Source organism: Patulibacter sp. SYSU D01012 (assembly GCF_017916475.1).
In the GTDB taxonomy this organism is placed as follows: domain Bacteria; phylum Actinomycetota; class Thermoleophilia; order Solirubrobacterales; family Solirubrobacteraceae; genus Patulibacter.
Map to the genome: position 1 here is coordinate 795547 of NZ_JAFMTB010000001.1, position 23762 is coordinate 819308.

22 protein-coding genes are annotated in these 23762 nt (G+C 75.8%); 10 read left to right on the forward strand and 12 right to left on the reverse strand.

The window, feature by feature from the left end; translation table 11 throughout:
• Positions 1–107: 107 nt before the first annotated feature.
• Positions 108–773 (forward strand): phospholipase, encoded by a 666-nt coding sequence (locus J3P29_RS03525; protein ID WP_349239759.1) that lies wholly within the window; start codon positions 108–110, stop codon positions 771–773.
• Between the two features lie 60 nt (positions 774–833).
• Here J3P29_RS03525 and J3P29_RS03530 read toward each other — a convergent pair whose 3' ends face one another.
• The 5 genes from J3P29_RS03530 to J3P29_RS03550 all read right to left on the reverse strand — a co-directional run bounded on the left by J3P29_RS03530 (position 834) and on the right by J3P29_RS03550 (position 6605).
• Complete coding sequence (locus J3P29_RS03530) at positions 834–2321, reverse strand: collagen-like protein (RefSeq protein ID WP_210491653.1); 1488 nt, start codon at positions 2319–2321, stop codon at positions 834–836.
• 179 nt (positions 2322–2500) lie between these two features.
• The gene (locus J3P29_RS03535) at positions 2501–2959 is read right to left on the reverse strand and encodes a VOC family protein (RefSeq protein ID WP_210491654.1); all 459 of its coding nucleotides are present in this window, start codon (positions 2957–2959) and stop codon (positions 2501–2503) included.
• A 9-nt stretch (positions 2960–2968) separates the two neighbouring features.
• Positions 2969–3397, reverse strand: coding sequence for an AraC family transcriptional regulator (locus J3P29_RS03540; RefSeq protein WP_349239760.1), 429 nt, complete (start codon positions 3395–3397; stop codon positions 2969–2971).
• 66 nt (positions 3398–3463) lie between these two features.
• Entirely contained in the window at positions 3464–4273 is an 810-nt protein-coding gene (locus J3P29_RS03545; RefSeq protein ID WP_210491655.1) for a fused MFS/spermidine synthase, read from the reverse strand.
• A 109-nt stretch (positions 4274–4382) separates the two neighbouring features.
• Positions 4383–6605: an MMPL family transporter gene (locus tag J3P29_RS03550; protein WP_210491656.1), complete on the reverse strand. Its 2223-nt coding sequence runs from the start codon at positions 6603–6605 to the stop codon at positions 4383–4385.
• Between the two features lie 142 nt (positions 6606–6747).
• Here J3P29_RS03550 and J3P29_RS03555 point away from each other — a divergent pair, with 142 nt between their 5' ends.
• Positions 6748–7410: a TetR/AcrR family transcriptional regulator gene (locus J3P29_RS03555; RefSeq protein WP_210491657.1), complete on the forward strand. Its 663-nt coding sequence runs from the start codon at positions 6748–6750 to the stop codon at positions 7408–7410.
• A gap of 54 nt (positions 7411–7464) precedes the next feature.
• Here the strand turns inward: J3P29_RS03555 and J3P29_RS03560 are convergent, their stop codons facing one another.
• The 5 genes from J3P29_RS03560 to J3P29_RS03580 all read right to left on the reverse strand — a co-directional run bounded on the left by J3P29_RS03560 (position 7465) and on the right by J3P29_RS03580 (position 11361).
• Entirely contained in the window at positions 7465–7962 is a 498-nt protein-coding gene (locus J3P29_RS03560) for a hypothetical protein (protein WP_210491658.1), read from the reverse strand.
• A 109-nt stretch (positions 7963–8071) separates the two neighbouring features.
• Positions 8072–8275, reverse strand: a complete 204-nt coding sequence (locus tag J3P29_RS03565; RefSeq protein ID WP_210491659.1) for a twin-arginine translocase TatA/TatE family subunit — start codon at positions 8273–8275, stop codon at positions 8072–8074.
• Positions 8276–8505: 230 nt separating this feature from the next.
• Positions 8506–9702 (reverse strand): zinc-dependent alcohol dehydrogenase, encoded by a 1197-nt coding sequence (locus tag J3P29_RS03570; protein ID WP_210491660.1) that lies wholly within the window; start codon positions 9700–9702, stop codon positions 8506–8508.
• A 212-nt stretch (positions 9703–9914) separates the two neighbouring features.
• The gene (locus J3P29_RS03575; RefSeq protein WP_210491661.1) at positions 9915–10556 is read right to left on the reverse strand and encodes a hypothetical protein; all 642 of its coding nucleotides are present in this window, start codon (positions 10554–10556) and stop codon (positions 9915–9917) included.
• Positions 10549–11361, reverse strand: a complete 813-nt coding sequence (locus J3P29_RS03580; protein ID WP_210491662.1) for a PRC-barrel domain-containing protein — start codon at positions 11359–11361, stop codon at positions 10549–10551. The genes J3P29_RS03575 and J3P29_RS03580 overlap by 8 nt, the downstream gene beginning before the upstream one ends.
• Before the next feature lie 285 nt (positions 11362–11646).
• On the opposite strand from J3P29_RS03580, the gene J3P29_RS03585 reads away from it, so the two are divergent.
• The 6 genes from J3P29_RS03585 (at position 11647) to nhaA (ending at position 18353) form a co-directional block, all read left to right on the forward strand.
• Positions 11647–12003 carry a Na-translocating system protein MpsC family protein gene (locus tag J3P29_RS03585; RefSeq protein WP_210491663.1) on the forward strand — a complete coding sequence of 119 codons (357 nt, stop codon included), beginning with the start codon at positions 11647–11649 and terminating at the stop codon, positions 12001–12003.
• 115 nt (positions 12004–12118) lie between these two features.
• Complete coding sequence (locus J3P29_RS03590; protein ID WP_210491664.1) at positions 12119–13549, forward strand: aldehyde dehydrogenase family protein; 1431 nt, start codon at positions 12119–12121, stop codon at positions 13547–13549.
• A gap of 2 nt (positions 13550–13551) precedes the next feature.
• The gene (locus J3P29_RS03595) at positions 13552–14967 is read left to right on the forward strand and encodes a cytochrome ubiquinol oxidase subunit I (protein WP_210491665.1); all 1416 of its coding nucleotides are present in this window, start codon (positions 13552–13554) and stop codon (positions 14965–14967) included.
• Complete coding sequence (locus tag J3P29_RS03600; protein WP_210491666.1) at positions 14967–16034, forward strand: cytochrome d ubiquinol oxidase subunit II; 1068 nt, start codon at positions 14967–14969, stop codon at positions 16032–16034. The genes J3P29_RS03595 and J3P29_RS03600 overlap by 1 nt, the downstream gene beginning before the upstream one ends.
• Complete coding sequence (locus tag J3P29_RS03605) at positions 16031–16363, forward strand: hypothetical protein (protein WP_210491667.1); 333 nt, start codon at positions 16031–16033, stop codon at positions 16361–16363. Before J3P29_RS03600 ends, J3P29_RS03605 begins: the two co-directional genes overlap by 4 nt.
• 79 nt (positions 16364–16442) lie before the next feature.
• Positions 16443–18353, forward strand: a complete 1911-nt coding sequence (nhaA, locus tag J3P29_RS03610; protein ID WP_210491668.1) for a Na+/H+ antiporter NhaA — start codon at positions 16443–16445, stop codon at positions 18351–18353.
• A 68-nt stretch (positions 18354–18421) separates the two neighbouring features.
• Here the strand turns inward: nhaA and J3P29_RS03615 are convergent, their stop codons facing one another.
• Together J3P29_RS03615 and J3P29_RS03620 are read right to left on the reverse strand one after the other, a co-directional pair.
• On the reverse strand, positions 18422–19105 hold the full coding sequence (locus J3P29_RS03615) for a DUF6629 family protein (RefSeq protein WP_210491669.1): 684 nt from the start codon (positions 19103–19105) through the stop codon (positions 18422–18424).
• Between the two features lie 100 nt (positions 19106–19205).
• Positions 19206–21101 carry an FUSC family protein gene (locus tag J3P29_RS03620; RefSeq protein ID WP_210491670.1) on the reverse strand — a complete coding sequence of 632 codons (1896 nt, stop codon included), beginning with the start codon at positions 21099–21101 and terminating at the stop codon, positions 19206–19208.
• Between the two features lie 103 nt (positions 21102–21204).
• Between J3P29_RS03620 and J3P29_RS03625 the strand changes: the two genes are divergently transcribed.
• Complete coding sequence (locus J3P29_RS03625; protein ID WP_210491671.1) at positions 21205–21915, forward strand: GntR family transcriptional regulator; 711 nt, start codon at positions 21205–21207, stop codon at positions 21913–21915.
• A gap of 821 nt (positions 21916–22736) precedes the next feature.
• Entirely contained in the window at positions 22737–23711 is a 975-nt protein-coding gene (locus J3P29_RS03630) for a sterol desaturase family protein (protein WP_210491672.1), read from the forward strand.
• Positions 23712–23762: the final 51 nt, after the last annotated feature.

Sequence of the window (23762 nt, forward strand, 5' to 3'; positions counted from 1 at the left end):
CCCGGCGCGGCGCCGTGGCGCGGTTGCGGGGACCGGGATCGCCGCGCTACAGTGATTGCACTTGCAACTAGATGCCGGCGGGGCTGCCGCCGGCGGAGGCGATCACCGTGCCCACGACCGACATCCCCGAGCTCGTCTTCCGCGAGCGCCCCGCGGCGGGCCAGGCCGACGGCCTGCTCGTCCTGCACCACGGCCGCGGGTCCGACGAGAACGACCTCATCGGCCTGGCCGACGTGCTCGACCCCGAGCGGCGGCTGCACGTCGTCACGCCGGGCGCGCCGCTGCAGGTGCCGGGCTGGCCCGGCAAGCACTGGTACGTCGTTCCCCGGGTCGGCTACCCGGACCCCGACACGTTCCGCACGTCGTTCCTGGCGCTGTCCGCGTTCCACGACGCGCTGTGGGAGCGCACCGGCATCGCGCCGTCGCGGACGGTCCTGGGCGGCTTCTCGATGGGCTCCGTGATGAGCCACGCGCTCGGCCTCGGCCCCGGCCGCCCGGTCGTCGCGGGCGTCCTGGGGCTGTCCGGCTTCGTGCCGACGGTCGAGGGCTGGACGCCGGACCTGGCGCCGCGGACGGCCACGCGGGTGCTGAACGCGCACGGCCGCCGCGACCCGGTCATCGGGTACGAGTTCGCCGAGCGGGCGCGGGCGCTCGTGCGCGAGGGCGGCCTGGACCTGACGGCGCTCGACTTCGACGGCGGCCACCAGATCGCGCCGCAGCACGTGCCGGCGCTCGCCGGCTGGGTGGCCGAGACGCTGCCGCCGCGGGCCTGAACGCCCGCGGCGGCAGCGGTCCGGCGCAGGGGTGGCCGGCGGGCCGGCCACCCCTGCGCCTCAGCGCGCGACGACCACCGTGTTGAACGTGCCGACCTTGCGGCTGCCGGCGGTGAACACGACGCGCACGCGGTAGCGGCGGCCGGCCTTCAGGCCGGCGGGCAGCCGGACGCTGCCGTTCGCGCCGACGCGTCGCGTCGCGCGCTTGACGACCTTGCCGCCGCGGCGGATCTGCACCCGTGCGAGGCTTGCCGCCTTCGGCGCGGCGACGCGCAGGTAGCAGGCGGCGCGCGGCGCGCTCGCGCCCTTGACGGTGCAGAGGTAGACGTCGTTGTCGCCCTTCTCGCCCTTGGCGCCGGCGTCGCCCTTCTCGCCGCGCGCGCCGTCCTTGCCGGCGACCCCGTCCTTGCCGGCCGCGCCGGCGTCGCCCGGGGCGCCGGGCGTGCCGTTGGCCCCGTCCCTGCCGGCAGCGCCGTCGTGGCCGTTGGCCCCGTCCTTGCCCGGCGCGCCGTCGTGACCGTTGGTGCCGTTGGCCCCGTCCTTGCCCGGCGCGCCGTCGTGACCGTTCGCGCCGTCGTGGCCGGGGGCCCCGTCCTTGCCGTCCGTCCCGTTGGTGCCGTCCGTCCCGTTGGTGCCGTCCTTGCCGTCGCTGCCGTTCGTCCCCGGGTCGCCCTTGGGGCCGCTCGGCAGGGCGCCGGCCTCGCCGGACAGATCGACGAACGACGAGGGGCCGTGGTCCGTGTCCAGGCGCACCCGCGCCTGACGGTGCGCCGGCAACGGCCCGTCGACCGGGGCGAAGCGCACGCCGAACGTGCACTCCTCGCCGGGTGCGAGCTTGGTGTCGGCGCAGTCGTCGCCGACGACGACGAAGTCGTCGCGGTCGCCCGCCTTGTCGAACCGGATCCGGTGGACGAGGACGTCCTGCTCGCTCTGGTTCTGGAACGTGAAGTGCTGCGGCGCGCTGAGGGTGGCGGCGGCCTGGGTGCCGAAGAAGCCGAACGGGTTGTCGAAGCGGCCGAAGCCGAAGGTCGCCTGCCAGGCCAGGTCGGAGCTGCTGCCGACCGGTCCACCGCCGTTGTCGGTGAACAGGGATCCGCCGGCGTAGAAGTCGTCCCCGGTCGACGGCGTCGTGCCGATGTCGCGGGCGCTCGCCGACGTCACCTCGAACGCGTAGCGCTTCGTCGGGTCCAGCTTCAGGTCGCCGGCGTAGGCGACCGCCCAGCCGTTCGTGTCGACCATGACGTTGGGCTCGGCCCACACGTCGGGACCCGTGCGGACCGCGTTGGCGTCGGCCGGGAAGATCGCGACCCGCACGTAGCCGCCGGGGGTCAGGCCCCCGATGGTGAAGTCCCGCATCACCGGGTTGCCGGGGGGCGTGACGAAGGTCTGCAGGGCCCGGTTGCCCGGGCCGATCGCGACGGTCGGGCCGCCGGTCATGTACCGCCCTGCGCCCGCCTCGACGTCGGCGGACGCGGCAGCCGGCAGGCCGAGGGCGAGGACGGACAGGGCGACGGCGCCGAGCGCGGCGCGGGTGGTGCGGTTGGGCATGGAGCTCCGAATGCGTAGGAGGAGACGACGTCCGGACTGGTCGGCCGGCGGGCCGCCGCGTTGAGGATCCAGGCGTCGTGCTGGCCGGACGTCCGGCGCGGGGGCCGCGGAGGCCGCGGAACGCCGCCAGCGAGGGATGCCGGCACGTTCGCGACCGTGCGCCGGTGGGCGGCGTCCGCTCAGATGCCGAACTCGGCGCGCAGCGCGGCCGGGTCGGGCGCCGCGCCGGTCGGGGCGGGCTGCGTGACGCGCAGGTGGTTGCCGAACGGATCGCGGACGCCGCAGTCGATGCCGTAGAAGTGCTCCGTCGGCTCCTGCGTGAACTCGACGCCGGCGGCCTTCCACGCCTCGTACGTCGCCCGGCAGTCGTCGACGGTGAGGATGAAGCCCAGCCCGAGCGCGCCCTTCGCCACCAGGGCTCGCACCCCGGCCGCCGTCTGCGCGTCGTGCGCGGGCGGCCCCGGCACCTCGAGCAGCACCTCGCGCCCCTCCTGGCCGGGCACCCGGACGGTCAGCCAGCGCATGACGCCCAGGTCGACGTCGGCGGCCACCTCCATCCCGAGCTTGCCGACGTAGAAGGCGAGCGCCTCGTCCTGGTCGGTGACGTAGACGGCGGAGTGGGTGATCCCGGTGAGCATGCGGCGAAGCTATCCCGAATTCGGAGCCGCGACTTCTCCAGAACTGCTCGGTCGCTCCCAGCGCATCGCGAAGCAGGAGGGCACGGCCTGGAGGTGGCCGTGCTGCCGGGCGCGGTACGCGGACGGCGACTCGCCGACGATCGCGCGGAAGGTGCGGCTGAACGTTCCCAGGCTCGTGAAGCCGACGTCCAGGCAGACGTCGGACACGCGGCGCTCGGGATCGCGCAGCAGTGCCATCGCCCGCTCGATGCGTCGCCGCTGCAGGTAGCGGTGGGGCGTCTCGCCGAACGTGGCCCGGAAGGTGCGGATGAAGTGCGCCTCGGAGACGTGCGCGATCGCCGCCAGGGCCGCGACGTCGAGCGGCTCGGCGAAGCGCCGGTCCATCGCGTCGCGCGCCCGGAGCAGGCGCCGGTTCTGCTCCTCGCGGGCCGTGCTCACGCGGGGATCGAACCACACGATCGCCGCGCGGGCCAGCGGATACCGCGGCAGTGGAATTGCGATGCGTCAGGCGCGGTCGGCGAAGCGCTCGGCCGGGACGACCTCGGCCGGGTGGGCGCCGCCGGCCAGGCGGCGGGCGAGCGCGTCGCGGGGCAGCGGCGCGTCCGACGCGAGCAGCAGGACGTTGCCGGCGTGGCGGCCGCGGACGACGTCGCGGCCGCCGAACGCGAGGGCGTGCCCGAAGGTGCGCAGCAGGATCGCCGCCTGCTCGGCCGCGAACGGCCACGGCGGCTGGTCGACGACGTTGAGCAGGTAGCGGCCCCCGGGGCGCAGCACGCGGCGGACGTGGGCCGCGAACGCCACCGTCGCCATCGGGGCCGGCGTCTCGGTGCCGACGAACGCGTCACCGAGGACGAGGTCGTACGCGTCGTCGGGGGAGGCCTCCGTCTCGGCGCCGGCGTCGCCCTGCAGCACCCGCAGGCGCGGGCCGCGGCGCAGCCGCAGGTGCCGCTCGGCCAGGCGGATCACGGCGCCGGAGCGCTCCACCACCGTCTGCGTCACCGCCGGCCGGGTGCTGGCGAGGTAGCGCGGCAGGCTGAACGCGCCGCCGCCCAGGTGCAGCACGTCGGCGGCCGCGCCGCGCGGCAGCAGCACCTCGAGGGCGGCGCCGATCCGGGCGACGTAGTCCAGCTCCAGGTGCGCCGGGTCGTCCAGGTCGACGTACCCGTGGGCGAGCCCGTCGATCAGCAGCAGGCGGCCGCCGGGGCGGGCCCGGTCGGGAACGAGCTCGAGCACGCCCACGCCCGACTCCACGCGGACCGTCTCGGCGGGCGGGCCGCCGCGGGCCCCGCGGCGGGAGGAGCGGCGTCCGGCCATCGCGACCACGGTAGGGGACGGGCCCGCGGGCGCGCCGTGCCGTGGCCCGCAACGGCCGAGACCCGGCGGCGCCGGGTCTCGGGGTGCTGCGGGGCGGGCGTGCCGCGGGTCAGTCGGCCGGCGCCGCGTGCCCGTGCTGGGCGGGCACCTCGACGCCCGGCAGCGGCTCGCCGCGCGGGTCCCGGTTCTGCACCAGGTGCCCCTCGAGCGAGACGTTGGGCAGGATGCGGTCGAGCCACTTCGGCAGCCACCACGCCTTGTCGCCGAGGAGGGTGACGACCGCCGGGGCGATGATCAGGCGCACGACGAGCACGTCGATCAGGATCGCCAGGCCCAGGCCCAGCCCGATCATCTTCGCCGTGACGTCCGGCTGGGTGACGAAGGCCAGGAACACCGAGGCCATGATCAGGCCGGCGAAGAGGATGACCTTGCCGATCCGGGACACGCCCGTGATCACGCTCTGGCGCGGCCGCTCGCCCTCGTTGTACGCCTCGTGCACCCGGGAGAGCAGGAAGACGTTGTAGTCCATGCTCAGGCCGAAGAGGATCGCGAAGATCATCACCGGGATGAACGACACGATCGGCACGCCGCTGTCGACGCCGAGCAGGCTCGCCCCCACGTCCTTCTGGAAGACCGCGACCACCACGCCGTAGGCGGCGCCGACGGACAGCAGGTTGAAGACGGCCGAGACGAGCGGGATCCACAGCGAGCGGAACGCGGCCATCAGCAGCAGCACCGACAGGCCGATCACGAGCGCGATGAACACCGGCAGGCGCGAGGCGACCTTGTCGGAGAAGTCCTCGAACCCCGCCGTGTTGCCGCCGACGTAGACCTTGCCCTCGAGCGGTGTGCCCTTCGTGGCCTGCGGGATCGCGTCGTCGCGCAGCGTCGCCAGGGTGTCGCTGGTCTTCGCGTCCTGCGGCGCAGACGTCGGCGTCCCGAAGATGATCGCCGCCTTGCCGTCCGGGGTGGGGGTGGCGGGGCTGACGCTCTGCTTGACCATGCCGGGGGCGTTCGCCACGGCGGCCTGCAGCTTCGCAAGCTGCTGCTGGGTCGGCTTCTGCGCCCCGCCGGTGTCGATGGCCAGCAGGAACGGGCCGTTGTAGCCGGGGCCGAAGGCCTTCGCCAGCTGGTCGTACGCCACGCGCTGGGTCTTCGACGTCGGCTGGTTGCCGTCGTCGGGCTGGCCCAGGCGCATCTGGGTGACCGGCGCGGCGAAGACGAGCAGGATCACGACGCCGGCCAGGATCGACAGCCACGGGCGCGCGGTGATCCGCTCTGCCCACGTCCGGAAGCCCGGGGAGGCCGCGACGTGCGCCGCCTTCTTCGGGGTCAGCCAGCGCTTGAGCGCGCCGATCATGATCGGCAGGACGGTCAGCGCGGAGACCACGACCGCGGCCACGCCGATCGCAGCGCCGATGCCCATCTTGCCGATCATCGGGATGCCGATGACCAGCAGGCCCGCGATGGCGACCATGACGATCAGGCCGGCCGCGACGACCGACGAACCCGACGTCGCGGCGGCCTTCGCGGCGGCGTCGCGCACGCTGTCGCCGGCGGCGACCTGTTCGCGGTAGCGCCCGATGATCAGCAGCGCGTAGTCGATGCCGGCGCCGAGGCCGAGCATGACGGCGATGATCGACGCGAACTCGGGCAGCCCGAGCGGCTTGGCGAGCGCCGTGAGCAGCAGCTGCCCGACCATGACGCCGAGCAGCGCGCCGAAGATCGTGGCGGCCATCGCGGCGCCGGAGCGGAAGAGCAGCGTCAGCAGCACGATCGCGATCGCGATGCCGACGAGCTCGCCGACCGGGGCGTCCTGCTCGGCGGCGATGTCCACCACGACGCCGCGCATGGCGACGTCGACCGTGCCGCCCTTCTCGGCGGTGCGCGCGGCGTCCTCGAGCTTCTTGCCGTCCTCGGTCTCGAGGTCCTGCGGCTCGGTGGTGTAGCGAACGTCGACGGCGGCGATCGTGCCGTCCGGCGACACGGTGCCGCCCTTGGCGAACGGGTCGCTGACCGTGCCCCGGCCGACGAGCGGCTTGATCTTCGCCAGCGCGGACGTGACGGCCTGGCGGTTCTGCGGGTCCGTGATCTTCCCGTCCTTCGCGGTGAAGACCACGGTCGCCTCGGACCCGGCCAGGGCGGGGCTGTGGGCGCTCAGCAGATCGAGCGCCTTCTGCGTCTCGGTGCCGGGGGCGGAGAAGTCGTCGGGGGCGGGGGAGCTGGTGCCGGCGACGATGCCGAGCACGACGATGATCGCGAGCGCGGCCGCCAGGCTGCGCTTCCAGTGGTGGGAGAGCGTGCGGGCGAGCCGCGCGAGCAGAGATGACATGGGAGGTTCCGGGCCGGTGGGAGGACGGCGCGCCGGGGGCGACGCCCGGCGGACGGTAGCACAGCAGCTGCAAAATCGCAGGTCATGCAACTTTGCCCGTGGTGCGGAGTTGCAATGCCGGCAGAGTCGCTAGGCTTGCGTCATGGCGGACGCCACACGGCCAGGGCTGCGCGAGCGCAAGAAGCAGCACACGCGGGAGACGATCGCCCGGGTGGCGCTCGACCTCTTCGACCGCCAGGGCTTCCACGCCACGACGATCCCGCAGATCGCCGAGGCCGCCGACGTCTCGCCGCGCACCGTCTCGTCGTACTTCCCCGCCAAGGAGGAGCTGGTCTTCCCGGATCTGCGCGAGGCGTTGACCGGCCTGGCCGAGCGGCTCGAGGGGCGGGGCCCGGGCGAGTCGAGCATCGAGGCCGTCCGCGGCTGGATCCACGACCAGCTGCCGCTGTGGGAGGAGCGGGTGGAGCAGTCGCGCCGGCAGCGCCGCCTGCTCGCCACCGAGGAGTCGCTCGCGGCGTACGAGCGGGGGCAGATGCTCGAGGCGGAGCGCCTGCTGGTGCGCGCGATCGCCGAGGACCTGGGCGCCTCGCCCGACGAGCTGGAGCCGCGCATGGCGGCCGCGGCGACCCTCGCGGTCTTCGACGTCCTGGGCGCCGAGGGCGACGCGGCGGACGAGTGCGACGCGTCGGAGCGCCTGCCGCTGGAGGAGCGTCGCGAGGAGGCCGTGCGGCTGGTCGACCGGGCGCTGCTCTTCGTCGCCGCCGGCATCCGTGCGCTGCAGGCGGACGACGCGGCGGCCGCCTGAGCCGCGTCCCCGGGCGTCGGGGCGGCGGCCGTAGGGCCGCCGGGGCGGGCGGCCCTACGGGTGCGGGTCGCCGCCGGCGAGCACGCGGGCGCCCACGCGGCGGCGCGCCTCCTCGATCCGGCGCTGCTGCTCGTCGGCGCGGCGGAGCAGCTCGGCGAAGTCGATGGGCGCCAGCTTGGGGTGCGCGAGCTCCTGCAGCACGATCCAGCCGCGACTCTTGCCGTGCACCGCGATCGACAGGCCCTCGAGCTCGACCAGGCTCGACAGCGGCGAGCGCGTGACGATGCGGCCGTTCGCCTTCACCCGACCGACGAGCTCGCCGATCGCGCCCGCCACGACCTTGAGCCGGTCCTTCGGGGCGCCCAGCAGGTCGAGCGCGCGGACGAGCTGACCGCGGTCCCAGGCGATCTGGTCGTGGAACCACGCCAGCAGCTCGTGCAGCTCGGCGTCGACCCCCTCGTGCGCGTCCCGCGCCCGCCGCGCGAGCGAGACGCCGCCGGTGGCGGCGGCCAGGTGGTCGTTGACGTAGATCGCGAGCAGCTTGTCGTCCATCGGCCTTCTCCGTGGGGGGCGGTCGACGGACGGCTACCCGGCGGGGCGCCACGCGATGCGCACGGGCCCGGGCCGGGCGGCGCGCCGCGGGGGCGCGCCGGCGCGGCGATCAGTCGCGGGCGGGGGCGGCCTCGTCGGCCGTCGCCTTCGTCACGGCGGCGTGGTCGTCGCCGCCCTGCAGGGAGTCCTTGAAGCCGCGCATGCCGGAGCCGAGGGACTTCGCGACGTCGGGGATGCGCTTCGGTCCGAAGACGACGAGCAGGACCACCGCGAGGATGATCAGGTGGGTGGGTTGCAGCAGGCCAGAGCCCATGGGGACCTCCGTACGTCGGTTCACGCCCGGCCGGGCGTCGCTCTACGAGTACAACGGGCGGCACCCTCCCACGGATGCGCCCGATGGCGCAAGCGCCGCGCGTCGCCCCCGCCCGGGTGGCGGGGGTGCCCCGCCCTGCGTGCGCCGCACGCTCGGGCGGGTGGGCGACAGCCCCACGGCCGCCGGACCCGGAGCGGGGCCGGGGCGATGGTGCCGCCGGGCGCGCCCGCTCAAGCCGGGCCGTGCGGCTGGAGGAGGGTCTTGATCATCCCGTCCTCCTTCTTCTGGAACGTCTCGTACGCCTTCGGGCCGTCGTCGAGCGACAGCTTGTGCGTGGCCAGCCGCTCGACGCCGAGCGGGTCGCTCTCGTCGCTGACGAGCGGCATGAGGTCGTCGATCCAGCGCTTGACGTTGGCCTGGCCCATGCGGATGTTCACCTGCTTGTCGAACAGCTGCAGCATCGGCATCGGGTCGGCCATGCCGCCGTAGACGCCCGAGAGCGAGATCGTGCCGCCGCGGCGGACGATGTCGCCCGCGGCGTGCAGGGCGCTCAGGCGGTCCAGGCCGCCGGTCTCCATCACCTTCTGGGCGACGGCGTCGGGCAGCAGGCCCGCGATCGTCTGCGCGAACTTGCCGACGGGCGCGCCGTGCGCCTCCATGCCGACCGCGTCGATGACCCCGTCCGGGCCGCGGCCGTCCGTCAGCTCCTGGACCGCGGCGGTGACGTCGTCGGTGCTCGAGATGTCGATGACCTCGGCGCCGTAGCGCTGCGCCAGCGCGAGACGCTCGGGGACGAGGTCGAGGGCGATGACCTTGCCGGCGCCGCGGTGCTTGGCGATGCGGACGCTCATCTGGCCGATGGGGCCTAGGCCGAGGACGGCGACGGAGCCGCCCTGCGGCACGTTCGCGTACTCGACGGCCTGCCAGGCGGTGGGCAGCACGTCGGACAGGTAGACGAAGCGGTCGTCCGCGGGACCGTGCGGCACCTTGATCGGGCCGTACTGGGCCTGCGGCACGCGCAGGTACTCGGCCTGGCCGCCGGGGACCTGGCCGTAGAGCTTCGTGTAGCCGAGCAGCGCGGCGCCCGAGCCGTACTCGCGCACCTGCGTCGTCTCGCACTGCGACTGCAGGCCCGCGTCGCACATGAAGCAGTGGCCGCAGGAGACGTTGAACGGGATCACCACGCGGTCCCCGGGCTTGATGTGCGTGACCTCGGCGCCGACCTCCTCCACGATGCCCATCGGCTCGTGGCCCAGGACGTCGCCCGCGTCGAGGAAGGGCGCCATCACCTCGTACAGGTGCAGGTCGGACCCGCAGATGCCGGTCGACGTGACCTTGATGATCGCGTCGGTCGGGTGCTCGATGGTGGGGTCGGGGACGGTGTCGATGCGCACGTCGCGCTTGCCGTGCCAGGTCAGGGCCTTCATGGGGTCCTCCGGGGTCGGGGGGGTGGCCGGATCGGCGGTGGCCGGGCCGGCCGTGGAGCCCGGCTACCCCGGATCGTCCGGACCATGCGCGCCCGGACGACGCGCGGCCCGCCGGTGCGGGCCACGCGACCGGCCGGCGGCCGCGCGGGGACGGACGCGCGGCGTGCCGGACCGGGCGCCGCGGCCACGGGGCCGCGGCGCGGCGGGGCGCCTCAGACGCCGGCGCGATCGATGCGGCGGTGGAAGCGCTCGCCGGCGCGGCCGCCCAGGACGGCCGCCACGAGCGAGGCGACCAGGATGACGAGCGCCGTGACGGCGCCGCCGGTGGTCAGCGCGTTGCCCGAGATCGGCAGGCTCGGCAGGTTGAGCTGCTCGAACACGTTGTACTGCGAGCCCGCGATGGCGCCGAGCAGGCCGAGCAGAACCGTGATCGCGATCCCGATGACCCAGGTGCCGAAGCCCTGGCGGGCGCCGTCGAAGCGCACCATCCGGCCCGCGACGTAGCCGCCGCAGGAGTAGGCGATCACGAAGACGAGCACGAGCAGGACGCCGCCCGCGATGCCGATCGTCTTCGCCTCGCCGGACGAGACCTGCGTGTCGGCGTCCGTCAGGCCGATGGCGGCGCCGGCGGCGCTGAGGATCGCGGCGAGGATCACCGAGATGCCGATCGCGACGAGCCAGCCGAAGATGGCCGGCCCGACGTGGAAGCCACCGAACTTCTCGCGCTGGCGCTCGCGGATGTCGCGGGGCGACAGGTCGGGGCGTCCGTCGTGGTCGTGGTCGACCGCGGCGGGGTCCAGGCGCCGGGCGGCGACGCCCTCCGACGCGGGCTGGGCGGGCTGCTGGTCAGCCATGGTGGTCGTCCTCCTTGGGGGTGCCGCCGAAGAGGCGGCGCAGTCGGGTGCCGACGCCGGCGTGCTCGCCGCGCGACTCGTCGGCCGGGCGCGGCGCGGGGGCCATCGCGCCCGCGTTCGCCGGGTCGATCACGTGGTCCGGTAGGACGCGGTGGTCGTCGTCGACCGTGGGGCGGCCGACGTAACGGGCGTCCGGCACGGGGGCGGCGTGGTCCGTCGCGCCCGTGTCGTGGTCGAACGGCGCGGGGTCCGGCGTGCCCGTGGCGTCGCGCTCGGGAAGGGCGTCCGGCGCGGGTCGGGTCGCCTGCAGGTCGTCGTGCGCCTCGTGGCGGCCGAGCGGCCGCGGGGCGTCGTCGCCCGGGCGCTCCTCCTGCTCGCGCTGCTCGGCCTCCCACCGTTCGCGCCGCTCGCGCTCCTCGCGCTCCTCCCGCTCGCGGGCCGCCTGCTCGCGCGGCTCGTCCGCCGCCCGCCGCTCGGCCGCCAGGGCCGACCCGTGGTCCAGGCCGTAGTGGCGGTAGAGGGCGCGCTCGTCCTCGAGGCTGAGCGCCTCGTCGGCGTCGGCCTGCGGCGCCGCCTTGATCAGGTCGCCCGCCACGGGGACGGCGACGCCGTCCTCGACCTCGCGGGCGTGGGTGATCGGGACGAAGTGGTGCTTGCGGCCGAAGAGCCCCGAGCTGACCGTCGCCCACGCGGGCTGACCGGTGTGCTCGTCGGCGAAGACGGCCTCGATCTTGCCGACCTTGCCGCCGTTCTCGTCGTACAGCGTGTGGCCGGGCCAGCGGGCGGCCTGTCGTTCGTCGGGCACGACTCCTCCTTCGTCGCGGGCCGCCCCGGTGGGCGGCGGATGCGTCTGCCGGTACCCCGGCGCCGCCGGGCCAATCGGCGGGTGCGTCGCGCCCGCTCGCCGACGCCCGGTGCCTCGCTGGACACCGGACGCCGGTCGGGCGGCTTCAGGCGCGCGGCCGGCTCGCTGTCCCGCCGCGCCACCGGGTGCGCCGGTGCCCGGTCGTCACGGTTCCCACACCCGCCACGAGCTGGGGCACAATGGCGGCGTGCCGCTCCGTCCTCGCCGACCACGGGATCCCGACCGATGACGCCGCCCGAGGAGCACGACGTCCTCGCCGTGGTGTCCGACGCGATGGCGCACTTCCACAAGACGCGGGTGGGCCGCGGACCGGTGCGGATCGAGACGCGGCACGCCGGGCAGGACGCCGTCGTGTGCGTGCTGCACGGCTCGATGACCACGCTGGAGCGGACGCTGCGCGACCAGGGGCTGGTCGACCAGGTGCGCGACCTGCGCCGCACCGTCAACGACGAGGCGCGCGACGAGCTGGCGGCCGTGGTCGCCGAGGCCACGGGTCGCCGGGTGCTGACGATGCTCACGGCGATCGACCCGCACGCCGACATCGCGACGAAGGTCTTCGTCCTCGACCCCGCCGGGCGCTGACGCGCGGCGGGCCGCGCGCGGGGCGCACCCGCCGGCCCTGGGGCCATGGGTTCGGCCGACGGCCCCGCCGGGTACAGGACGGCGGTCCGTCCTCGCGACCCTCGGAGGTCCCCACGTGCCCCACGCCACCATCGATCCGCCCGCTCCGGTCCAGGACCCCGAGGGCACCACGATCGTCGTCCGCGATCCGGCGACGGGGGAGACGGTCGCCGAGGTGCCCACCGCCGACGCCGCCGCGATCCGCGACGCCGTCGAGGCCGCGCGCGGCGCCTTCCGCGGCTGGGCTGACACGCCCGCCGGTGAGCGCGCGGGCGTGCTGAAGGCGTGGGCCCGCGCGCTGCACGCGCACGCCGACGAGATCGCGACGCTGGTGACGCGGGAGATGGGCAAGCCGGCGGGCGACGCCCGCGGCGGCGTGGACGCCGGCATCGGGGCCATCGAGCAGTACGCGGAGCTGGGTCCGACCCACCGCGGCCGCCGGCTGGCCGGCGCGCCGGACGCCGACGACGTGATGGAGCGCCACCCGCGCGGCGTCGCGGCCGTGCTGCTGCCGTGGAACGACCCGGTCGCGCTCGCCTGCGCGCAGATCGCCGCCTGCGTCGTGATGGGCAACACGGTCGTGGTGAAGCCGTCCGAGCGCGCGCCGCTCGCGGTCGCCCGCGCCGTCGAGCTGCTGCCGGACGCCCTGCCGGCCGGCGTCGTGACGCTGATCCAGGGCGACGGCGCGACGGGCGCGGCGCTCGTGGCCGCCGACGGCGTCGACCTGGTCATCCACACCGGCTCCGTGGCCGCGGGCCGCGACATCGCGGTGCGCTGCGCGTCGCTGCTGCGCAAGGCGATCGTCGAGCTCGGCGGCAAGGACGCGCTCATCGTCGACCGCGACGTCGACCCGGACTGGGCGGCGCGTCAGGCGGCCCTGGGCGCGTTCGCGAACGCCGGCCAGATCTGCGTCGCGGTCGAGCGGATCCTCGTGCACCGCGAGATCGCCGATCCCTTCGTCGAGGCGCTCGTGCGCGAGGCCGAGGCGCTGCGCGTCGGTCCCGGCAGCGACCCCGAGACGGGCATGGGGCCGCTCGTCGACGAGCGGCACCGCGACGGCGTCCACCGCCACGTGGCGGCCGCCGCCGAGGCGGGAGCGCAGGTCCGCACGGGTGGCGTCATCCCCGGCGGCGAGGGCAGCTTCTACCCGCCGACCGTCCTGACGGACGTGACGCCCGACATGGACGTGTGGCGCGAGGAGACGTTCGGCCCGGTCGCGCCCGTCATCGTCGTCGACGACTTCGACGAGGCGCTGCGCCTGGCGGGCGACACGGAGTACGGCCTGGCCGGCACCGTGCTGACCGCCGACGAGCGCCACGCGCGCCGGGCGACGCGCGAGCTCGACGTCGGCACGCTGAAGGTCAACGCCGTCTTCGGCGGCGCGCCCGGCGGCGCGGCCGAGCCGCGGCGCAGCTCCGGCCTGGGCCTGGGCTACGGCCCGGAGCTGCTGGACGAGGTCAGCGCCTGGCGCGTCGTCCACCGCTCGGCCCCCGTCCCGAGGGCCTGAGCATGAGCGCCCTCGCGCCGATCCTGGCGGACGCGGGGGCGCTCGGCACGCCCGACCAGGAGCACCTGCTCTTCGCCCGCAACATGCAGGCGATGTCGCTGGCGGTGCACATCCCGCTGGTCTGCTTCGGCATCGCGTGGCCGGCGATGGTCCTCTTCGCGGAGGGCCTGTGGCTGCGCACCGGCGACCCGGTCTACCGCGCGCTCGCCAAGCGCTGGTCGAAGGTCATGCTGCTGCTCTTCGCCGTCGGCGTGGTGACGGGGACGATCCTCTCCTTCGAGTTCGGCCTGCTGTGGCCCAACTTCATGGGGACGTACGGCGAGGTCTTCGGCCTGGGCTTCACGCTCGAGGGGATCTCGTTCTTCGTCGAGGGCATCTTCATCGCGATCTACGTCTACGGCTGGGACCGCCTGGGCCGGGTGCAGCACTTCCTGGCCGGCATCCCCGTGGCGATCGCGGGCGTGACGGGATCGCTCATGGTGATCGCGGTCAACGCGTGGATGAACCAGCCGGGCGGCTTCGAGCAGGCCGGCGGCAAGGTGACCGAGGCGCGGCCGTGGGAGGCGCTCTTCGGCAACGGCTTCGTCTGGCACGAGCTCGTCCACATGTACCTGGCCGGGTACCTCGTCACCGGCTTCATCGTCGCCGCGGTCTACGCGGTCGCGTGGCTGAAGGGCCGGCGCACCCGGTACCACCGGGCCGGGCTGGTCATCCCGCTGACGATCGCGGCGCTCGTCGCGCCGGTGCAGGTCATCGTCGGCGACTGGGCGGGGCGCGAGGTCGCCGACCACCAGCCCGTGAAGCTCGCCGCCATGGAGGGCCTGGGCAGGACGGAGCAGGGCGCGACGTTCCACATCGGCGGGATCTACGACGCCGAGAAGGGCGAGGTCGAGTACGGCATCGGCATCCCCAAGCTGCTCTCGCTGCTCGCGGCGCACGACCCGACCGCGACGATCCAGGGCCTGGACCAGACGCCCCGCGCGGACCAGCCCGACGCGATCAACGTCGTGCGCTTTGCGTTCCAGGCGATGATCGCCATCGGCACCGGGCTCGTGGTCCTGGGCCTGTGGTACCTGGTGACGTGGTGGCGGCGACGGCGGCTGCCGCGCTCGAAGTGGTTCTACCGCGCCGTCATCGCCGCGGCGCCGCTGACGGTGGTGGCGCTCATCTCGGGCTGGGTGACGACCGAGGTCGGCCGCCAGCCGTGGATCGTCTACGGCCACATGCGCACGGAGCAGGCCGTGACGGACGCGGGCGGGCTGCCGGCCGGCTTCGCGATCCTCGTGCTCGTGTACGTCAGCCTGGCCGGCGGCGTGGTGTGGCTGCTGCGGCGGCTGGCGTCGCGGCCGCCCGAGACGGAGAACGAGGGTGGCGGCGGTGGCCGCCGCGACGCCGCGGCGTCGGGAGCGGCGGACTGATGGCCGAGCTGTGCGCGGCGGTGATGCTGGCGGGGCTGACGGCCTACGTCGTCCTGGCGGGCGCCGACTTCGGCGGCGGGTTCTGGGACCTGACGGCGGGCGGCGCGCGGGGCGGCGGCGAGGTTCGCGGCCTCGTCCAGCGCTCGATGAGCCCGGTGTGGGAGGCCAACCACGTGTGGCTCATCCTCATCCTGACCGTCTTCTGGACCGCCTTCCCGGTGGCGTTCGGCTCGGCGACGTCGACCCTCTACGTGCCGCTGTCGTCGGCGGCGATCGGGATCATCTTCCGCGGCGCCGCGTTCGCCTTCCGCGGCGAGGCGGGCACGATCCGCGAGGCCCGCGTGCTCGGCGCGCTCTTCGCGTCGTCCTCCGTCCTGGTGCCGTTCGCGATGGGCGCCGCCGTCGGCGCGGTGGCGTCGGGGCGCGTGCCCGTGGGCAACGCGGCGGGCGACCCCATCACGTCGTGGCTCAACCCGACGGGCGTCTTCGTCGGGGTGCTGGCGGTGGCCGTCGGCGCGTACCTGGCCGCCGTCTTCCTGTGCGCCGACGCGCGCCGCGCCGAGAAGCCCGAGCTGGTCCGCGCGTTCCGGCGGCGGGCGCTGGGCGCGGGGGCCGTCACGGGCGTCCTGGCGCTCGCCGGCCTGGTCGTCCTGCGGCAGGACGCCCGCCCGCTCTTCGACGGGCTGACCCACGGGTGGGCGCTCGTGCTCGTCGTCGTCTCGGCGCTGTCCGGCCTGGCGACGATGGCGCTCGTGTGGCGGACGGAGCGCTTCGGGCCGGCGCGCCTGACCGCGGCGTTCGCGGTCGTCTGCCTCGTCGCCGCGTGGGCGGTCGCGCAGCAGCCCGCGTTCCTGCCCGGGCAGCTGACGATCGACGAGGCGGCGGCCGGCGACGCGACGCTCTCGGCCGTCCTCGTCTCGACGGCGATCGCGGTCGTCGTCCTGGCGCCCTCGCTGTGGCTGCTCTTCCGCCTGGTGCTGCGCGGCACGCTCGACCAGCGGTACGAGCCGCTCGACCAGCGCTTCCGCCCGGTCGAGGCCGGCGACGGCGACGGGAGCGCGCGATGAGCCCCGCGCGCGAGCGGCGGCTGCGCCGCGTCACGCCCGTCCTGCTCGTGGTCGGCGTGCTGCTGATGGTCGTCTTCGACCGCACCCTGACGCTGCTGGCCGGCGTCGCGCTGATGCTGGCGTTCGTCGTCTGCGGCACGTTCCTCATCGCCGCGCCGGGGTTCCTGGACGGCGACGGGCTGGACGGCGAGGACGTCGCGCGCGGCGCGACGGGAGAGGACGCGCCCGGCGAGGCGGGCGGCGAGGACCGCTCCGGCGGCGCGCCCGGCGGCACGCCGACGGCCGGCGAGGGCGATCGCGGGAGCGCACCCGGCGGGGCGAGCGTCTGAGCGCCGCACGCTACGCTGGACGGCAGGGTGTGCCGGGAAGTCTGGTCGGCGACACACGTCGTCGACCCCGAAAGTCCCCGTGAGCACCGAGCACCATCCCTCCTCCGCCGGCTCGCACGGCCCGCCCGCCCGCACCCCCTGGACCGAGCGCACGTCGCGCTCGCTGCGCGCCTTCCTGCACACCGAGACAGGGAGCGCCGGGCTGTTGCTGGCGGCCACCGTCCTGGCGCTCGTCTGGGCCAACTCGCCGCTGTCCGGCAGCTACGAGGACCTGTGGGGCGCGCACCTGAAGATCGAGATCGCCGGCCAGGGCATCGACCACGACCTGGCGCACTGGGTCAACGACGGGCTGATGGCGTTCTTCTTCTACGTCGTCGGCTTGGAGATCCGGCGCGAGCTCGAGCTCGGCGAGCTGCGCGACCGGCGCGCGGCCGCCGTGCCCGCGATCGCCGCCGTCGCCGGCATGGTCGTGCCGGCGCTGATCTTCACGCTGGTGAACGTCGGCGGCGAGGGCGCGCACGGCTGGGGCATCGTCATGGCGACCGACATCGCCTTCGTCCTGGGCGCGCTGGCGCTGCTCGGGGACCGGGTGCCGCCGGGGGTCCGGGTGTTCCTGCTGACGCTGGCGATCGTCGACGACGTCGGCGCGATCATCGTCATCGCGATCTTCTACTCCGCGTCGATCGAGCTGGTGTGGCTGGCCGCGGCCGGCGTCATCCTGGCCGCCATCGTGCTGCTGCGGCGGTTCGGGCCGCCCTGGCGCGGGCCGGCGTACTTCGTCGCGGGCCTCGTCCTGTGGGTGGCGACCCTGGAGTCGGGCATCCACCCGACGATCGCCGGCGTCGCGATGGGGCTGCTGACCGCGGTCCACCCGCCCCAGCGCGCCGACCTGGAGCGCGCGGCCAGCATCGCCCGCCTGTTCCGCCGCACGCCGACGCCCGCCAAGGGCCGCGCGGCGGTGCTCGAGATCGCCGGGGCGGTCTCGCCCAACGAGCGCTTCCAGGAGGCGATCCACCCCTGGACGAGCTACGTCGTCGTCCCGCTGTTCGCGCTCGCCAACGCCGGCGTGCCGCTGAGCGGCGACGTGCTCTCCGACGCCGTCACGTCCCCGGTCACGCTGGGCGTCGTGGCCGGGCTGGTGGCGGGCAAGGCGCTCGGCATCGCGGGCGCGACGCTCCTGGCCGTCCGGCTGCGCGTCGGCCCGCTTCCGGCGGGGATGCGGCGCGGGCACGTGCTCGGGTCCGCGGCCCTGGCCGGCATCGGCTTCACCGTCTCGCTGTTCGTCGCGGACCTGGCGTTCACGGACCAGCTGCTGCGCGACGAGGCCAAGCTCGGCGTGCTCGTGGCGTCCGTGCTCGCCGCTGGCCTGGGTCTGACGAGCCTGGCGCGCCAGCGGGCCGCCGCGCCGGACGAGGCCCCGGCGGACGTCCCGCTGGACCCGCCGGTCGACCCGTTCTACGACCGCATCCTGGGGCCCGCCGACGCCCCGCACACCGTCGTCGTCTACGGGGACTACGAGTGCCCGCACACCCGCGCGCTGCGGCCCGAGCTGGACCGCCTGCGCGAGGCGGTGGGCGACCGCGTGCGCTTCGTGCACCGGCAGCTGCCGAACGAGGACGCCCACCCCGGCGCGACGCTGGCCGCCGAGGCCGCGCTGTCGGCCGCGGCGCAGGGCCGCTTCTGGCCGATGCACTGGCGCCTGCTCGCCCACCCCGTCGGCGACGACCTGGGCCCGGCGGACCTGCTCGAGATCGCGGACGACCTGGGCCTGGACCCCGACCGCATGGCCGACGACCTGCGCCACCACGTGCGCCTGCCGGCCGTGCAGGCCGAGGTCGCGAGCGCCGCCCGCAGCGGCGTGAGCGGCACGCCGACGCTGTTCCTCGACGGCACGCGCCTGGAGTGCGGCTACGACGCCGACACGCTGCGCGCGCGGATCGACGCGGCCGACGGCGAGCGGGCGGAGGCGGCGTCCGGGGCCGGCGCCTAGGCGCCGCGGCCCGGACGAGGGGGGCGGGCGCGTTGCGGGCCCGCCCGCCCCGGGCGCCCGCCGCTCAGCTACGGCGCGGGACCAGCCGGGCCCGCGGCGAGTGCGTGCGGGTGCGGCCGGTCTCGGCCCGCGCGCCGGAAGTGGACCAGGATCAGGACGCTCATCACCGCGGCGTACAGGCACCAGACCGAGGTGAACTCCTCCTCCTGCATCGTCGCGGCGCCGAGCAGGCCGACGACGTTGACGACGCCGAACCAGCGCAGGTGCCGCTGGCTCGAGACGAGCGCCGGCACGCAGACGGCCAGCACGTACGCCGTGGCGCTCGGGAGGGCGTAGGGCGTGTGCGTGGTGTAGGCGACGCAGTGCGCGCGCTCCTCGGCGAGGACCGGCCACGCCGTGACCTGCCACAGCAGGTACAGGCCGGTGAGCAGGCCGAGCAGCGCGAACGGCCACACCCAGCGGCGGCGCCGGCGGTCGGGCTCGAGCAGGGCGAAGCCGAGCGGCACGACCATCGGCAGCACCGCCTGCGCGTAGATCACGTAGGCGTCGCGCGCAGCATCGCCGACCGCGGGGGCGACCTGGCCGCGCAGGCCCAGCCACACGAAGCCCTCCACGAACTGGTGGATCCCGAAGCCGAGCGGGAGCGCCGCGACGAGCAGGTCTCGCGGGCGGCGGACGGCGGCGAGGGTCGCCACGCCGACGCCCGCGATCGCGGTGCCGGCGACGAAGTCGACCTCGGGCGACAGGCACATCTGGCGCCGGAGCCTAGGGCAGCGGCCGGGCGGTCCTGCCCCGGGTCGGCGACGGCCGACGGGGCCGGGGCGGGGCCGCCGGGTCGGCGGCGCCGTGCGCCTACGCCGGGAGGTCCGCGAGCTCGGCCCGCAGCGCCTCGAGGGTGCGCGTGGTGCGCGGCAGCCCGGGGATCGGCGCGACCTCGCGGCCGAGCAGCCCGGCGTCGCCGCCGGCCCCCTCCGCCCGGGCGGCGAACGCGTCGACGACCGCCCGCACCGCCTGCGGGTCCGCGCCCGCGGGTCCCAGCCGCCCCGGCTCGTCCGGCAGGGCGAGCGTCAAGTGCGCCAACCGCTCGACGGTGGCGGTGACGGGCCAGCGCACGTCGGCGCGCGGATCGCGGCGGATGGCGTCGCCGATCGCGTCGCCCTGGGCCGCCCGCAGGCGCAGCAGCGCGCCCTGGATGCGCCGGCGGCCCGCGACGAGCCGCTCGCGGGTGGCCCCGGGGGTCAGCGCGGGCACGAGCACGTCGCCGGCGGCACGGATGGCGTCCGCCTGCGCCGCCGCCAGGTGGCCGCGCCCGCGCGCGGGCCGCGCCAGGACGGCGATCAGCGCGCCGAGCGCGCTGCCGACGATCGTGTCGACGAGCCGCACGTCCGCGAGCGAGCGGACGGCGGGCCCGGCGCCGCCCACCTCGATCAGCAGCAGGACCAGCGGCGTGATGAAGACGACCGCGAACCCGTACGCCGCGACGACGAACAGCTCGATCGTCGCCTGCAGCGCCACGATGAGCGCGATCACGACGCCCGTGGACGGGTCGAGCGCGAAGATCGCTCCCGCCAGCAGCACGCCGATCGCGGTGCCGACGGTGCGGTGCAGCGCCCGGCTGCGGGCGAGCACGAACGTCGAGCCCTGCAGCACCGCCGCCGCGCTGACGGCCACCCACGAGGGGTGGTCCAGGCCCAGGGCGTGCCCCAGCAGCAGGCCGCCGCCGACGGCGACCGCCATCCGCACCGCCACCCGACGGTAGGGCGATCCGCCGCCCACGGACCAGCGCAGCGGGGCGCGCCACCGGCGCGGCTCGGGCTCGTCGTCGCCCGCGGCGGGCGCGGCGCCGGGCGCCCGCGACGCCCGCAGCGCGGCGACGGCGTCCCGCAGCCGCGGACCGGCGGCACGGTCCGGCAGGGGCGGGTGCGGACCGGGGGCGCCGGCCGACGCGTCCGGCGCGTCGCGCACCAGGGCGGCCCAGCCCCGGTCGAGCGGCGGGCTGTCCTCGACGTGGAGCGCCAGCGCCGCCTCGAGCACCGGCTCCAGGGCCGCGGCCCGGCGGATCGCGTCCGCGCTGCCCGACCCGTCCGTCGCGTCGACGGCGGCGTGGACGGCCACGACGGCGTCGTGGCCGGCCGCGGCCGCGGCCGGGCCGCCGACGCTCCGCAGCAGCCGCGCCACGGCGGTCGTCGCCCGGCGCACGGCGGCGTGCTCGGGGCCGGGGCGGCGCAGCAGCGCGGGCGCCAGCGCGATGAGCCACGCGATCGCGCCGCCGGCCAGGACGAGGCCGGCGCGCTTCGGCGCCGCCGACGCGTCGACCGGCAGGGTCGTCCCGAGCAGGAAGACGAGCACCACGAAGTACTCGCGCGGCGGACCGACCCGCAGCCCCACGACGAGCAGCGCGCTCAACGCCCCCACGAGCGTGGCGGCGAGGACCGTCGCCGCGTCGCTCGCCGCGACGAGCGAGCCGAGCCCCATCGCGAGGGCCAGCACGAGCGCGATGCCGGTCAGCAGCCACGCGCGCCGCCGGTACGGCATCCCGTCGCCGTACAGGACGACGAAGGCGCCGAGGGCCGCCTGGCCGCCCTCGGCGGTGTGGCCCGTGGCGGCGCCGACGACGAGCGGCGTGCCGACCGCGAGGGCCGCCCGCAGCGCCGCGGCGCGCCGCCGGCCGGCCGCGACCCCCAGCGCCCGCAACCGCTCCCGGACCCCGGCGAGCGGTGGTCGGGCGGCGGGAGAGGGGGACGACATCCCCACCGATGATGGCGGACGGGGGGCCGGCGGGCCGTGGGGACGGGCACCCGCGCGCGGCGGCGGCCGTCCGGCGCCGCGGCCGCTGGTAGAACCCTGCGCCATGACCGACGCCGCCGCGCGACCGACGCGCCGGGTGTCCGACGCGATCCACGAGACGCTCCGAGCGGACATCATCGAAGGCCGCCTGGCGCCCGGCGACGCCCTCCCGTCGGAGCGGACGCTCGCCGAGCGGCACGGGGTGAACCGGCACGCGATCCGCGAGGCCCTCAAGCGGCTGGAGCAGGCCGGGCTGGTGCGCATCGCGCAGGGCGGCGCGACGCGGGTGCAGGACTGGCGCGAGCACGGCGGGATGGACCTGCTGCTCGATCTCGTCCGCGGCGGCGACGCGGCCGGCGCCCCGCCGCACGAGATCGTCGTCTCGGTCCTCGAGCTGCGCGCGCTCATCGGCGTCGACGCTGCGCGCCGGTTCGCGGCCCGGGCGGACGACGGCACGCGCGAGGCCGCGGCGCGGCTGGCCGAGGACGTGGCCGCGGCCGTGGAGGACGGGGTGGGCGAGTCGCACGACGTCGTCGGCCGGTACGAGGCGCTGTGGCGGGCGGTCGTCGACGGCGCCGGCAACCTGGCGTACCGCCTGATGCTCAACTCGCTCAACCAGGCCGTGGCCGCCTACCCCGAGCTGGCGCGGGCGCTCGCCCCGACGGACGCGGACCGCCTGCGCGAGCTGGCGCAGGCGATGCGAGCCGGGGACCGCGAGCGGGTCGGCGCGCTCGTGGCGGCGCAGCTCGAGGGCGACGTGCCCCGCGTCGACTGAGCGGGGGGCTGGCGGCCGGCCGTCTGCCGTGCGGCCCTTCGCCCGCCGTCCCCCGGCTATCCGACCGCGGGGCGGCGGACGGGGAGTCCGACCCGCCGTCCGTCCGAGCGGCCGGTCCGGCTGGTGGGGTCGCGGGTCCCGACCGGCGCGCGGCCGCGTCGGGAGGCGGACGCTCGGCCGCCGTCGCGGACCCGGCCGTTCCCCAGGGCGATATGCGCGCGTGTCATCACCGATGACACGCCTGCATATCGGTCCGGGGAAGGACCCATGACCCGCGCACGGAGTCCCAACGGCGAGCGGGTCGGCGTCGAGGGGGAACGAACGAGCGCATAGCGCTCGATCCGGGAACACGACGCGCTTCGTCGCGACCGTGGGACGGAACGCGCGGCGCGGGGCGGTGCGCACCGCAGCCCAGACAGGCCGTCCGCCTCGCCGTCGCCGTTCGCGTGCCGTTCGCCCGCTGCGGCCCCGCCGAGCGCCCGTCCCCGGCCCGTCGGGAGCCCGCCGCGCGCCCGCCGGACGCCCGTCGCCGCGGGCCCGACGCCGTCTCCGCTCGGTCGGCAGGCCGCGCCGCCCGCGATCTCCTGGACGGGACGGGGCGACGTCTCCGGTTGACGCCGCACGCCGCCAGCTGGTACAACCAGCGCAGCAACTGGTCCAACCAGTTGCGGTCGATCGGAGGGTGCGCGGCGCCCCGGCGCCCGGGCCCGGCCGATGCGACCGGCGATCGGCAGCGTCCCGGACCCCGCGTCCGTCCGCTCCCGGCGCCCACTCGCCGCCCACCCCACCCGCCCCGCCCCGCGCCCGACCGAGACCCCGCCATGGACGACCTCATCCTCGCCGCGATCCCGTTCTTCCTGCTCTTCATGGTGCTCGAGGTGGTCGCGCTGCGGCACGCCGCGCACGAGCACGCCGAGGACCCCTCGAGGCCCGTCGGCTACGCGGCGAAGGACACCGCCACCAGCCTGACCATGGGCCTGGGCAGCCTGGGCTTCAAGGCGGTGCTCAAGCTCGGCGCGGTGGTCGTCTTCGCCGGCGTGTACGAGCTGGTGCCGTTCCACATGCCGATGGACACGTGGTGGCCGTGGCTGCTGCTCCTCTTCGCCGAGGACCTCTCCTACTACGCGTACCACCGCGGGCACCACCGGGTGCGGATGCTCTGGGCGACGCACGTCGTGCACCACTCGTCCCAGCACTACAACCTGTCGACGGCGCTGCGGCAGGACTGGTCGCCGTTCACCGCGCCGGTCTTCTGGCTGTGGCTGGCGCTGATCGGCTTCCCGCCGTGGGCGATCCTGCTGGCGCAGAGCTGGAACCTGCTCTACCAGTTCCTGCTGCACACGGAGGCCGTCGACAAGCTGCCGCGACCGATCGAGCTGGTCTTCAACACGCCGAGCCACCACCGCGTCCACCACGGCGTGCAGGACCAGTACCTGGACCGCAACTACGCCGGCATCTTCATCATCTGGGACCGGCTCTTCGGCACGTTCGAGCCCGAGGGCGAGCGCGTGCGCTACGGCCTGACGACGAACATCGACACGTACAACCCGGTCAAGGTCGCCTACCACGAGTGGTACGCGCTGCTCCGGGACGTGCGGCACGCGCGCAGCTGGCGGGACCGCGCCGGCTACCTCTTCCACGGCCCGGGCTGGGCGCCGGCGCACCCGCAGGAGGCGTCGACGCCGGGCGACGGCGGAACGGCCGCGCCGGACGCGCGGGGGATGCCCGCCGTCGCGGGGGACGGCGCCGCGGGCGGCGCCCCGGCGCGAGCCGTCCAGGCGCCGCGCTCGGCCTGAGGGGTGGCCGGGAGCCGCTGCCCGCCCGCACGCCCCCGCCCGCCCCTGGCG